10 protein-coding genes are annotated in these 13,681 nt (G+C 40.9%); 6 read left to right on the top strand and 4 right to left on the bottom strand.

Translation table 11 applies throughout. The features are described from left to right. Positions 1-1,302, top strand: a complete 1,302-nt coding sequence (locus tag FTV50_RS04870) for a DcaP family trimeric outer membrane transporter (protein WP_180023703.1) — start codon at positions 1-3, stop codon at positions 1,300-1,302. Positions 1,303-1,671: 369 nt separating this feature from the next. Next, positions 1,672-3,801 (top strand): TonB-dependent receptor domain-containing protein, encoded by a 2,130-nt coding sequence (locus FTV50_RS04865; RefSeq protein WP_180023702.1) that lies wholly within the window; start codon positions 1,672-1,674, stop codon positions 3,799-3,801. Positions 3,802-3,908: 107 nt separating this feature from the next. On the opposite strand, the gene FTV50_RS04860 is transcribed toward FTV50_RS04865, so the two are convergent. Both FTV50_RS04860 and FTV50_RS04855 read right to left on the bottom strand, forming a co-directional pair. Next, entirely contained in the window at positions 3,909-5,345 is a 1,437-nt protein-coding gene (locus FTV50_RS04860; protein WP_180023701.1) for an amidase, read from the bottom strand. 120 nt (positions 5,346-5,465) lie between these two features. Further along, positions 5,466-6,890 carry a PLP-dependent aminotransferase family protein gene (locus FTV50_RS04855; protein WP_180023989.1) on the bottom strand — a complete coding sequence of 475 codons (1,425 nt, stop codon included), beginning with the start codon at positions 6,888-6,890 and terminating at the stop codon, positions 5,466-5,468. A 197-nt stretch (positions 6,891-7,087) separates the two neighbouring features. On the opposite strand from FTV50_RS04855, the gene FTV50_RS04850 reads away from it, so the two are divergent. After that, entirely contained in the window at positions 7,088-7,885 is a 798-nt protein-coding gene (locus tag FTV50_RS04850; RefSeq protein ID WP_180023700.1) for a hypothetical protein, read from the top strand. 241 nt (positions 7,886-8,126) lie between these two features. On the opposite strand, the gene FTV50_RS04845 is transcribed toward FTV50_RS04850, so the two are convergent. Both FTV50_RS04845 and FTV50_RS04840 read right to left on the bottom strand, forming a co-directional pair. Then, a complete protein-coding gene (locus tag FTV50_RS04845; protein ID WP_168379604.1) occupies positions 8,127-8,285 on the bottom strand; it encodes a hypothetical protein in 159 nt (52 codons plus the stop codon). 121 nt (positions 8,286-8,406) lie between these two features. Beyond that, a complete protein-coding gene (locus tag FTV50_RS04840) occupies positions 8,407-9,288 on the bottom strand; it encodes a LysR family transcriptional regulator (protein WP_218950709.1) in 882 nt (293 codons plus the stop codon). A 163-nt stretch (positions 9,289-9,451) separates the two neighbouring features. On the opposite strand from FTV50_RS04840, the gene FTV50_RS04835 reads away from it, so the two are divergent. The 3 genes from FTV50_RS04835 to FTV50_RS04825 all read left to right on the top strand — a co-directional run bounded on the left by FTV50_RS04835 (position 9,452) and on the right by FTV50_RS04825 (position 13,620). After that, entirely contained in the window at positions 9,452-10,969 is a 1,518-nt protein-coding gene (locus tag FTV50_RS04835; RefSeq protein ID WP_180023698.1) for a CoA-acylating methylmalonate-semialdehyde dehydrogenase, read from the top strand. Positions 10,970-10,984: 15 nt separating this feature from the next. After that, positions 10,985-11,875 (top strand): 3-hydroxyisobutyrate dehydrogenase, encoded by an 891-nt coding sequence (mmsB, locus tag FTV50_RS04830; RefSeq protein WP_180023697.1) that lies wholly within the window; start codon positions 10,985-10,987, stop codon positions 11,873-11,875. Positions 11,876-11,964: 89 nt separating this feature from the next. Further along, the gene (locus FTV50_RS04825) at positions 11,965-13,620 is read left to right on the top strand and encodes an AMP-binding protein (protein WP_180023696.1); all 1,656 of its coding nucleotides are present in this window, start codon (positions 11,965-11,967) and stop codon (positions 13,618-13,620) included. The last annotated feature ends 61 nt before the right edge of the window (positions 13,621-13,681 follow it).

Raw genomic sequence — 13,681 nt, 5'->3', positions numbered from 1 at the left:
ATGAAAACTCAAAAGCTAAATTTAGTCAAAGAAACCTTTAAAATGAAACCGATGATACTGGCTTGTGCAGCCGTGTTCCCCATGTGGACACATGCGGCTGTCAGCGAAGCTGAAGTTGAACAGTTGCGTGATGAAGTCAAAGCGTTAAAAGCCATGATGCAGCAATATATTCAACAACAAAACACCTTGTCGAGTGAAATCATAGATGTAAAACAACGACCTGTAGTTGCTGCACAGACTCAAACACCGAGCCTGAGTTTAAATACCAAATCGGGTGCTGAGTTTAGCTTGTATGGCAATGTGCGTGCAGATGCATCTTATCAGGCAGAAGGCGTCAGCTTATCTCGCCTTTATAACCAAATGAATAGTGTTCCGCTAGAAGGGAATGCTGAAAGTTCAGATCGTTTAAAAGCAACACTTGCTGCCACACGTTTAGGACTAGACTTTAAAACGCCGACTCAAGTGGGCGATGTAGGCGGTAAAATTGAAGTCGACTTTTTGGGCGCAAATGATGGACTGCGGATTCGTCATGCCTATTTGACCTATGGTGATTGGCTGGTGGGGCAAACATGGTCTAACTTTGCTGTACCTGATTATATGCCTGAAACCATTGATGCATTGGGCTATGTCGGTGGTGCTGTTAAACGTACACCGCAAGTTCGCTATAGTCACAAATTTAGTCCTGAGACAAATCTTGTGCTTGCAGCAGAAGATTCTAAAGATGACAGTTCAAATATGCGTTTGCCTGCATTAACAGCGCGGTTAAACCATAAAATGACAGATACACTCATGTTGAGCGCACGTGCGATGGGTGCTGAAAAGAAAACGGATACGGATACAGAAACAGCATGGGGACTTGGTCTGGGCGCAAAGCTAGATTTGACGGATAAAACAGTGCTCAACGCGGATTATTACCATGTCAAAGGCGACAGTAGTTTTGTGTCATGGACCAACCAAGGTTTTGTGACCAATGCGGATAAAGACATCATCGCCACCAATGAATTTGACTCGATTACAGTAGGTTTAACTCAACAAATTTCAGCACAATGGCGCGGAACATTGGGCTATGGTTATATGAAAGCAGATGGTAATGCAGATTATGTCAACTCATTAGTTGATAAAACCAAGGCCAATAAAAACTTGTGGCAAGCATGGGCAAATGTATTTTACAGCCCTGTTAAGCCGATTAGTTTAGGTCTGGAATATGTCTATGGTGAACGTGAAGCTTTTGGCGCTGCACCAAATGGCAGTACTAAAGGTGAAGATAATCGAATCAATGCAGTCGCGATGTACAACTTCTAATGCTGTTACAGAGAATTGTTTAATTTAAATTGTCTTAGAAATTTCAATATCAATTTAACGAGAGCGTGATTGAAAGTATATTCAGGTTTTGACATCTGACTTTCCGACAATCTTTCAATGCGTACTCTTAATCCATACACGCCCTTGATCTTCTCAGATTGAGGGCTTTTATCTTATTTAGAAACTTTTATTTTTTGACTAAAAAATATAATTATCTGTTTTATTTCATTTAACAAATCATTTGAATATAAAAATACGAAGAAGGATATTGATAAAAATCATGAATTTTGAAATATTTTGATACATACATGATGATAAAACACACTACAATCCTTGCCGTCAAATTCGTTTCACTTAGAAGACGCAATCATGGATGTCCCTCAATTTTCCAAATATAACAACACGTCACTTAAGCTTTTAAGCCTGATGATGCTTACTGCAATGGCACAATATAGTGTTGCGGATAGCAATGTATTACCTGAAATCACCATCAACGTTGAACAAAGTTCAATGGATGATCAAATAAAAAAAGCACTGACCAAAGTAAATGGTGCAACCAATGCGATCGTTGCAGCAGACATTCAAGATGTACCCAAGCGAACAAATGCTGATTTATTTAAAAATCAACCGGGGATATACGCGGCATCTTCAGGAAATGAAGGGGTGAAACTGTCGATACGTGGCTCGGGGATCAATCGTGCACCGGGGGCGCATGCTTCAGGGTTGTATGTAACCTTAGATGATTTACCATTTACAGGGCCAGGAGGAACACCTTATGAACTGCTTGAGCCGCTGTGGGTAGACCATATAGAGGTTTTACGGGGGGCTAATGGTTTAACACGTGGTGCATTAAGCTTGGGTGGTCTAATTAACTATGCTAGCCCAACTGGAAAAAATGCAGCTAAATTTTCAGTGCACCATGAAATGGGTAGCCACGGTTATCAAAAAAGTGAAATCAGCTCAGGACAACAAATCGGTGACTTAGACTATTATCTTTCATTAACGCAAAGTGATGATGACGGTTTTCAAGATCATGCTTCAAGTCAGAGCAAAGGTTTATCGGCCAATGTGGGATATAAAATAAACCCTAACCTAGATACACGTTTTTATCTGCGTTACCGAGAGACTGAACACCAAACACCTGGACGTCTAACCCAACAACAGATTGAACAAAATCCAAAACAAGCAGTCCCCCTAAATATCTCACTAAATAACAATCGCCCGCAGCCGGGAAGCCTTTGGTTAGCGAATAAAACCAATATGACTTTGGACTCCGGTGATCGCTTACAGTTGGGTCTGGCCTATCATCATTATCCGATGGATTTGCAAGAAGGGTTATATAGTACTGATGTAAACTATGACGATATCAGTACCTTATTTAACTACCAATTTGACCGAACCTTGTGGGGGCATGAAAGTCAAAATACTTTAGGTTTCCGTAGTACCACGCATTTGCCAGATGGTCAGGTCGTTGAACGCTTGCGTGTTGCGCAAGGCGCGTATGCTGCGGGTACAGAAACGCGGCATTATACCTACCAAGGTGGTGACTATGTTTTACATTATGCTAATGCCTTGGCACTACACCCACAGTTTTGGCTCGATAGTCGAGTTGCATTGGCGTACACCCATCGTGAAAGTGAAGTGACATGGCCTGTGCAAAGTCATAAAGAAAATATTCGTGAATGGAATGTCCTGCCATCGCTAGGTTTTCGATATCAAATCCAACCAGAAACACAGCTCTTCGCCAATGTCAGTCGAAGCTTAGAAGCACCACATCCATGGGCTTTAATTTGGGGTTCTGATCAATACTTCCCAGATGGTAGTGGCGCAGCAACGGGACGCCAAAGCGCTCCGATTCATTTGAATAGTCAGACTGCGAATACATTTGAACTGGGTGGGCGTGGTCAACATGCACTAGGTGAGTGGAATATTGCATATTACTATTCACAGGTTAAAAATGAACTCTTGGCTGTTGAAATCCAAACAGAGCCTAAAAAGATTATTGCCGAATCGAATGCTTCAGACACCATTCATCAAGGGATTGAATTCGGTTTAAACAGTTCACTTTGGCAAAATGATGAATATGGACAAGTTCAACTGAAACAAGCCTATAGCTTGAATGATTTTCACTATAAAAATGATGCGGTATTTGGAAAAAATGAGCTTGCAGGTATACCAAAACACATCTATCAGGCTGAACTGAAATACGAACATCCTTTAGGCTTTTATGCTGCGGTTAATACACTTTATGCCGCAAAGGTCGCATCCGACTATGCCAATAGCTTCTACGCAAAAGATTGGCAAATTTGGGGAGCATCGTTCGGCTATATACAACCACAAAAACAATATATGGCGTGGTTGGATTTCAGAAATATGGCCAATAAAAAATATGCATCTACCGTGACACCGGGCTATAACGATGCCGGCAAAGATCCTGCTCGTTTAACACCGGGTGAAGGCCGGGCGGTATATGCAGGACTAACGTATCATTTTAATTAAGTATCTTGTATTCAAATACAGCGAACAATTGAAAAGCCTTATGCTGCGGATTTGAATAAAAAAAGGGAGCCAATCAGCTCCCTTTTTTTAACTCTTTGATTAGTTTGTTAAGCAGTTCGAGGCATATCCTGAATACGTCGCCATGGCTGAGCTTCTTCAATTTCATATGCCAGTTCAATTAAGGTTTTTTCATCACCGACATCAGCTGAAATTTGCATACTGATTGGAAGTCCGTCGTTTTGCGTTTCTCCCATAGGAATCGACATGGCTGGAGCACCAACAACATTTTGGATGGGTGTAAAAGTCACATAGTTCTGTATACGTTCAAATAACTGGTCAAACGGTAATTGAGGTGACAAATAGCCGATTTTAGGTGTGGTATGTGCAAGTACAGGCGATAGCAAAACGTCATAATGCTTAAAGATTTCACGATATTGTTGCTGCATTTTCTTAAATCGATACAGAAATAGCGGGGTTTTATAAAAGTTCTTTTTATACAACTTCGATAAACCAACGGTTAAGTTATCTAACTCTTTTGGATTAAAGTCAGCGCCAAAGATTTTCTTGCCAAAGGTACTCAGTAAAAAGGACAACATCCCCCAATATTCACTAAAATCTTCAACAAAGCTTAAGGAAAAAGGTAACTGAAGTTCTTCAACATGATGACCTAATTTTTCTAATAGTGCTGCGCTATGCATTAAGGTTGTAGTTGTTTCGCTATCTATTTGCCCTGTAATCGATTGCGGGACTAAGCCTATGCGTAGTCGACGTTTAGAAGGGCCATGAATCATGCCTATTCGTGGCAGTTTTTTATTGTAATAACTTGACTCCATTCCTGCATAAAAATGCGCAGTATCTCGTATGCTACGGGTTAAAACACCTTCACTGATGATATTAATCGGAAGAGAGCCTGCTGCTTCACTGTCATACGTACGGCCACGGCTAGGCTTTAATCCAATCAAACCGCAGCATGCAGCAGGGATACGAATTGAACCACCGCCATCATTGGCATGGGCAATCGGCACTACACCGGCTGCAACGAGAGCTGCGGAACCGCCAGAAGACGCGCCGCAGGAATAACTTAAATGCCACGGGTTATGGGTGGCTGATCCATCTTTATATTCGGTACTGGCATTTAGACCAAATTCAGGTAGTTTAGATTTTCCTAATACGACAAAACCTTGATCTAAGATTTGTTGGCTAATTTGAGGGTTACGATCGGCTGGTTTTGAGCCGATGGCTTTTGAACCATGGCGTGATGGCAAGCCTTGATAATCTAGATTATCTTTAAAGAAAAAAGGGACACCCGCAAAAAGACCATGTTCAACATATTGATTTTTCTCTAAAGCGCGTTGAAAACAGTCCAGTTCAATGGCATTTAGATACGGATTGACTTGTTCCGCACGTGCAATGGCCGCTTGTGTTATTTCCTGTACAGAGGCTTCTTTAGATTTGATGAGCTGTGCAATCCCCACAGCATCCAGATCTGTGAGTACATCCGAACTAAAGGCATGTATGCGTTGACTGTGTTTTTGATCTTCCATGAACTAACCCATTTGTTTTTTGAATTTTGGTAAATGTTGAATGAATTCGGTGTTATCTCAACAACAAATATATGTATTTGAACAATATCTGTTTGAGCATAATAATGACAATAAAAATTGTCAAATATTCATCTGATCTGAGGAAAGTGCAGAGATTATACTAAGGAGGGCATCTAAAGCCTGTTGAATCTCATCCTTCCATGCAAAGGAACAATTTAAACGGATATATTGAGTTTTGGCTTCTGATACGTTAAATAAACGGCCTGGAGCAACACCGATCTGCTGTTGAATTAAGGCTTCATAGACTGCCATACTTTCAACATTCTCCGGTAATTTTAACCAAAGAAAATAACCACTTGGATGATATTGTAATTTACATCCAGTCGGTAGACGGTTTTCTAAATAACGGTAAAACTGTAATTTGTGTTGTTGTAGACTTTTTCTTAGGACCCGTAAATGTTTTTCATAATGATAATTTGAAATAAATTCCACCAAGGCATTTTGCAATAAGGTATTGACGGAAATAGTGCTCATGAGTTGTAAGTGTTGAATCGCTTGAGAGTATTTACCTGCATGGACCCAACCGACCCGAAATGCAGCGCCCAACGTTTTAGAAAAAGAAGAGCAATGTAAGACCATATTATTTTGGTCAAAATATTTCATTGAAACGGGTTTCTTGGATGCATAATGCATTTCCTCATACACATCGTCCTCAATTAAATGCACATGATATTGGTGTAATAACACGGCAATTTTTTGCTTGATTTCATCGCTGACTGTAAAGCCCACAGGATTATGCGAATTCAGCATCAACCAACAGATCTTGACGGGATAAGTTTTTAGAATATGTTCAAACGCGGTTAAATCAAAACCGTCTTGTGGATGTTCCGGTAAGGTCACCACTTTAAGGCCTAAGCGCTCTGCAGCTTGCAAGGCGCCATAGAAAATATTTTGCTGTAACACAATATAGTCACCCGGTGAGGCTATGGCCTGTAAGGAAAGATTCAGTGCATCCATACAGCCTGAGGTAATCACAATATCCTCTGGATCTGTGACAATGCCTTGCATGCAATAACGCTGTGCAATTAACTTACGTAGGGCTAAATTACCGGGTGGAAGATTATCAATGGCATCGTAACTTTGGGGATTTCGGGAAATTTGCCCCATGATTTGGGTTAACTTTTTAGAAAAAACAATGTCTTGCGCTGGAAAAGCTGATCCCAAGGGAATGATTTTTTCATCTTGTATCGATTTTAAATACTTAAAGACCAGAGAGTTAATTTCAATGGGGGTATTTAAGGACACGATTTGAGCGTGTTCAGCCTCTATTTCGACTAAGCCTTGCGCCACATAGTAGCCTGATTTTTCACGTGCATAGATTAAGCCACGCGATTCTAACTCCTGATAAGCATTCATGACCGTGATTAAACTAAAGCCGGATAACTGCACTTGTTCACGCAAAGACGGGAGCTTTTCGTGCGCTTTTAAAGTGCCATTTTCAATCAGTTGACGTAGGTGCTGAGCGAGCTGTTCCGATTTATACATAGTCATCAACAAGACAAAGTTCTGTTATAAATATATCAGTAAAAGTAGCCTTGCATTATATTTTTATAACAGATGAGTCTGTACTGTTATAAGTTTTTTCAAAATCACTGTATCTAGTTTTAAGTTTGAATTTTTTATAAGGTGCATTGACCACAACACTTGTGGCGTCAAATGGTATGGAAGTTAGGGGGTTGAGTATGTTTAAAGCCAGTGAATTAGAACTGTTACAACATTTACTGGTGGATGTTCCATTGACAGATTCAACGCTGCATCTGTTGCAACAACAGCATACAAATTTAGAAGCGGTGCTTTTACGCAGTCGAATTTTGCGTCAAGTACAGCAAGTGGGCTATGTCAGTATTTGTCAGGAGCATATGAATGCCAAGGCTGAAAATGCGGCTTTCTTATTTGCACCATTTATCCTAGCAAATTTGAATCAGAAGGTGATCTACGCTACACCGCAAAGTCCTGAAAATGTTGCGATATTGAATCATTATTATCATGCTGAGGCTAAACTTAGCGCATTTAAAGTTGATGATGTTTTATCGGGACTAAATGTCTACATTGAGCTACATAATGAACAACTATCGCCAGCAGAATACTTCTATTTTAGTTTGATCAATAGCTTATGTAATCCGAAAGTTTCCAGAATCATTTGTATTACACATCTAGATATCGACTTAGAAAAATTAAAACAGCTCGCTGAATTTTTAGATGTTGAAATCCATGTCTTGGCGGATAAAGCTGAACCGATTGACTTCAATCTAAGTAAAATCAATATGTTAAAACTACTATTTAAAGATAAAGATCAGCAATATATCGATTTATGCCAAAAATTTTCGTTTATTAATGCGCAAATTTTACAACGATTAGGTTTATATGAGTTTGACCGTGCGCAAGTCTTGGTAGAAGACATGTTTTATTCAGAGCATATCTTTGAAAAAATGTCGGTATACGGTGAATATATTCAAACGCATCTACAGCACCAAGTTTAAAAAAACAGAGTCCTGCATAAGCGATTCAGAGGGGAAAGTAATTTTTATAGCTGTAATTTGATCACTTTAAAAATGCAAACAAGCTTGTAAATCTAGACTTACAAGCTTGTTTTAAATTCAAATTTAAACCAATTTATTTGGCCTAATGATCCGATTAATACTTTATGAACTGATCATGAGCAAACATGAAATGTAAGATATACATGCAATAGCGAGTTGCCATATGTGAATAGATTATCGTTTAAGGTAGATAGGAATTATCTGCACCAACGACAAACGCTACACCAATACAGAATAAAAGCACATAGATCGAGAACCAAATAATGGCACGTTTAAAGGCCTTATCTGAAATTTCACTGTCTGCATATTTTTGCGGTTTTTTAGGCTCTTGATTGCTCATAAGATGTACTCTAAATCCCTAGTGGTTATAGGTGATTATTGGGGTATATCGCCTGAAAGCATAGATACAACATTCATCTAAATTTCTATAACAGTTATAGTTTGGAAGGAAGCTTCATCTCTTAATCCATTAATAAACTATGATATTGGTCAGTTCTTTTTCTCAAAAAGTCCCAAACCAATTTAATGCGTGGCTCATGTTGTAAATCGACTAGGGTTAGCATCCAAAAGGTATGCACAAAACGAACATCTTGCGCCAAGACTTGTTCTAATTCGGGTTTTTCCTCGGCCAAAAATTTGGGCAATATTGCCAATCCTGCACCCGCACTCACGGCAATTTGTTGTGCCAAAATACTACTACTTCTAAAGTTAGCATTGAGCTGAATAGGTAAGCGCTCTAAACAATACAGTTCTGGGCTATAGACTAGATCATCTATATAGTTCACAAAAGTGTGTGATTTTAAATCTTGCAATGTATGAATGGGTTGCGTGTTTTTTAAGTATTCTTTACTGCCATAAATCTTTAAACAATAGTCTGCCAGTCGAGTAATAATATAAGGTCCTGATTTCGGTCGATCGATGGAAATAACAATATCTGCTTCACGATGTGAAAGTTTGATCATTTTCGGGACAGGAATAAGGTCGATAGTCAATAGAGGGTATTTTTTGGACAATTCTGCCAAGAGCTGTGTCAAAAATGCTGTTCCAAACCCTTCGGGTGTGCCAATTCGCACACGACCTTGCATAGGTTGGTTAGGTTTTTCGATTTGTAAAAATGCCTGTTCCATTTGTTCTACCCGAGGAACCAGTGCCAAACCTTCTAAAGTGAGCTCATAACCTGTGGCTTCACGTTTAAATAATGGTGTGCCTAAAGCCAGTTCTAGCGCATGTATACGTCGAGAAACCGTACTGTGCTCAACACCGATAATACGGGCGGTATTGGTTAGGGTTTTCGCACGAGCCAAAACCAAAAAATACTGTAAATGATCCCAGTCTACTTTCATTGTTATTGTCATCCCTGTGCATATTTGCACATCAATCGTGCGTGAATCTCTATTGGTAGTCAAAATTTTCTTTGCTAGTTTGAAGTGAATTGGAAAATATAAATATAAGGCTTTTGGATATTTTCTAAGTCAGTACAAAACAATAAGTGCCTATGGAGAGGTCATGAACACAATGTCAAATATTCAGTCAGCGACGGCTAAATTATTAATTAACGGTAAATTTGTAGAGTCAAACACTACAGAGTGGCAAGACATTCTAAATCCTGCAACTCAAGAGGTTTTGGGTCGTGTTCCAATGGCGACTATGGAAGAAGTGGATGCAGCGATTGCTTCAGCGCAAGAGGCGTTTAAAACTTGGCGCTTAACACCCGTACAAGCACGTATGCGCATTATGTTGAAGCTACAAGATCTGATCCGTAGCAATATGAAAGACATTGCCCGTGTACTGACTGCTGAGCAAGGAAAGACACTTGCAGATGCTGAAGGTGATATTCAACGTGGTTTAGAAGTCGTTGAGCATGCGTGTTCGGTTGGCACACTTCAAATGGGCGAATATATAGAAGGTGTTGCACGTGGTGTGGATACCTATACCTTGCAGCAACCTTTGGGTGTATGTGCAGGAATTACGCCATTTAACTTTCCTGCGATGATTCCACTGTGGATGTTCCCAATGGCCATCGTCTGTGGAAATACCTTTGTTTTAAAGCCATCTGAACAAGATCCATTATCGACCATGATGCTTGTCGAACTTGCGATTGAAGCCGGTATTCCAGCAGGTGTATTAAACGTAGTGCATGGTGGTAAAGACGTTGTTGATCGTTTATGTACACATCAAGCTATTAAGGCCATTTCATTTGTAGGCTCTACAGCCGTTGGTACACATGTATATAACCTTGCAGGACAGCATGGAAAACGTGTGCAGTCGATGATGGGGGCCAAAAACCATGTGGTGGTAATGCCGGATGCCAATAAAGAACAAACTTTAAATGCCCTCGTTGGTGCAGCATTTGGTGCGGCAGGTCAGCGTTGTATGGCTTTGTCGGTTGCTGTCATGGTTGGTGAAAGTAAAGAATGGGTCAATGAACTGGTTGAAAAAGCCAAAACTCTGAAGGTCAATGCAGGGCATGAGCCGAATACCGATATTGGCCCAGTTATTTCACCTCGCGCAAAAGCACGTGTACTGGATTTAATTCAAAGCGGTGTAGAGCAAGGTGCGGAGTTGCTGCTGGATGGTCGTGATGTTCAAGTCATTGGCTATGAGCAAGGAAACTTTGTCGGAGCAACGATTTTTAATCAAGTTTCAACCGATATGCGCATCTATACCGAAGAGATCTTTGGACCCGTATTAGCCATTATTCATGTCGATACTCTGGAGCAGGCGATTGAATTGATTAATGCCAATCCATTCGGCAACGGTGTTGGACTATTTACACAAAGTGGTGCAGTTGCTCGTACATTCCAAAGCGATATCGATATTGGTCAAGTGGGTATCAATATTCCAATTCCTGTACCAGTTCCTTTCTTTAGCTTTACAGGATCGCGTGGTTCAAAACTGGGTGACTTAGGTCCATATGGTAAGCAAGCAGTTCAGTTCTATACACAAACCAAAACCATCACCAGTCGTTGGTTCGAAGATACACAAGAAAAATGTGAAGTGAATACCACCATTAACCTACGTTAATTTAGGAGTTCAAGGATGAATATTGCCTTTATCGGTTTAGGAAACATGGGCGGAAAAATGGCCCAAAACCTACTCAAAGCAGGTTTTACGGTTTACGGTTTCGACTTAAACGAAATTGCGATTCAGCATTTTACTGAAGCAGGTGGCATTGTTTGCCAAAGCCCACAAGATGCAGCGAAACAAGCAGATGTTGTGATTAGCATGTTGCCTGCTGCCAAGCATGTCAAAGAAGTGTATTTGGGAGAAAATGGTGTATTAGCGGTAATGAAAGCAGGAAGCTTATGTATCGATAGCAGTACCATTGATCCGCAAACCATTAAGGATATAGCCGAGGCGGGTGCTGCACATCAGATAAAAATCTGTGATGCACCTGTTTCAGGCGGCACTATTGGTGCTCAGGCAGGTACATTAACCTTTATGGTCGGTTCAGATGATCAAACTTTTGAAAGAACCAAAGCTGTATTGGGGCACATGGGTAAAAACATTGTGCATTGTGGTGATGTGGGTGCAGGTCAAATTGCGAAAATTTGCAATAACTTGATTCTTGGTATTTCCATGGCAGCCGTTGCTGAAGGTATGGCACTCGGTGCGCGTCTGGGAATTGATCCTCAAGCCTTAGCGGGTGTGGTGAATAGTTCGAGTGGACGTTGCTGGAGTTCGGATGTATGTAATCCATGGCCAGGTATCTCAGCAAATGCACCTGCAGGACGTGGCTATACCGATGGTTTTGCAACGCAGTTGATGTTGAAAGATTTAGGATTGGCTGTAGAAGCCGCAGGACAAGTCAAACAGCCGATTATTTTAGGTGGACTGGTTCAGCAGATGTATCAACAGCTGTGTTTACAAGGTAATGCACACTTAGATTTTTCAAGCATTGTGCAGCAATACTTACCTAAGGACGCTTAATCGCTTTGAACACCAATCTAGCCTAGGGATGGCTAAAAATACTAACACTCGTGTCGGAATAACAATAAATTGAGACTGAGGTAGAGAAGATGTCGAATTATCAAGATGTTGCAAAGGCATTTGACTTAAATCATGCTGCCAAAGAAATGTTATCAGGCTCTTTAGAGCAATTAAATGCATGTTATGAATGCTGCGACCGTCATGCGATTGATCAAGATAAGGTTGCACTGTATTGGCAAGGCAAAGATGGGCGGAAAGAACAATATACCTTTGCAGAGCTGCAACAGTGGTCGAGCCAATTTGCCAATTTTTTAAAGTCACAGGGTGTGCAAAAGGGTGATCGTGTATCGGGTTTATTACCCCGTACAGTTGAATTACTTGTGGTGATTTTAGGGGCATGGCGAATAGGTGCTGTATATCAACCGCTATTTACCGCCTTTGGCCCCAAAGCCATTGAACATCGTTTACACCTTGCACAAAGCAAATTAGTGATTAGCGATGTTGGTAATCGCAATAAATTGGATGAAGTTGCACATTGTCCTCAAATCGTTACTGTTGCAGATCTAGCGGGTCAAGGGATTCAACAGGGAGATTTAAACTTTTGGGATGAAGTAAACGCACAGTCTACAGATTGTGAAATTGTCCTACAGAGCATCAATGATCCATTTCTTTTGATGTTTACTTCAGGTACTACAGGTCCTGCAAAGCCCTTAGAAGTCCCGCTTAAAGCTTTGATCGCTTTTGGTCAATATATGAAAAATGCGGTAGGGCTACGTGAAGATGATTCGTTTTGGAATATTGCCGATCCGGGTTGGGCTTATGGTTTGTATTACGGAATTACTGGGCCACTTTTACTGGGACATGCAACACTCTTTTACGAAGGTGGTTTTAGCATTGATAGTTTGTGTCAGATCGTAGATGACTACAAGGTGACGAACCTTGCAGGCGCACCGACAGCGTATCGAATGATGATGGCGGCTGATCCTGAACAAATGGCAAAACTCAAAGGGAAATTTAGAGTCGTGAGTAGTGCTGGAGAGCCGCTTAACCCTGAAGTGTTCCGTTGGTTTAAACAAGTCCTCGATGCACCGATCTTTGACCATTATGGTCAGACTGAAGTTGGTATGGTGGTGTGTAATCACCATGGTTTACAACATGATATTCGCGCAGGTGTCGCAGGTTATGCCAGTCCGGGATATCGCGTGGCGGTTGTTGATGAACAAGGGCAAGAGCTAGCTGCAGGAACGCCAGGAGTACTGGCTGTCGATATTAGTCAATCACCGATGATGTGGTTTGGTGGCTATAAAGAAAGTCGTAAGTCACCCTTTGTAAAGCATTATTACCTCACGGGTGATACCGCAGAATTACACGCAGATGGCAGTATGAGCTTCGTTGGTCGTAATGATGATGTGATTACCACATCAGGTTATCGTATCGGGCCATTCGATGTAGAAAGCGCTTTACTTGAGCATGATGCAGTGATTGAAGCTGCGGTCATTGGTGTGCCTGATCCAGATCGGACAGAAATCGTAAAAGCTTTTGTAATTTTAGCTGAGCATGTCACAGCGTCCGAAGAATTAGCAGAGCAGCTAGGGCAATTTGTGAAAAAGCGCTTATCCGCACATGCTTATCCACGATTGGTGGAGTTCGTTCAAGAACTACCGAAAACTCCAAGCGGAAAAATTCAGCGCTTCTTATTAAGAAATCAAGAGATTGCAAAACAATCCACGCAGCATGCAAGTTAAATGACGTAACGATTAACTCTAAATGAATGCCGAACAATCAGGATCAGGAATCAAGCTTTCA

The sequence above is a fragment of the Acinetobacter sp. YH1901134 genome (genome assembly GCF_013416965.1).
Taxonomy (GTDB): domain Bacteria; phylum Pseudomonadota; class Gammaproteobacteria; order Pseudomonadales; family Moraxellaceae; genus Acinetobacter; species Acinetobacter amyesii.
The sequence above is the reverse complement of the archived record's forward strand: the minus strand, read 5'-3'. Positions and strand labels throughout refer to the sequence as shown.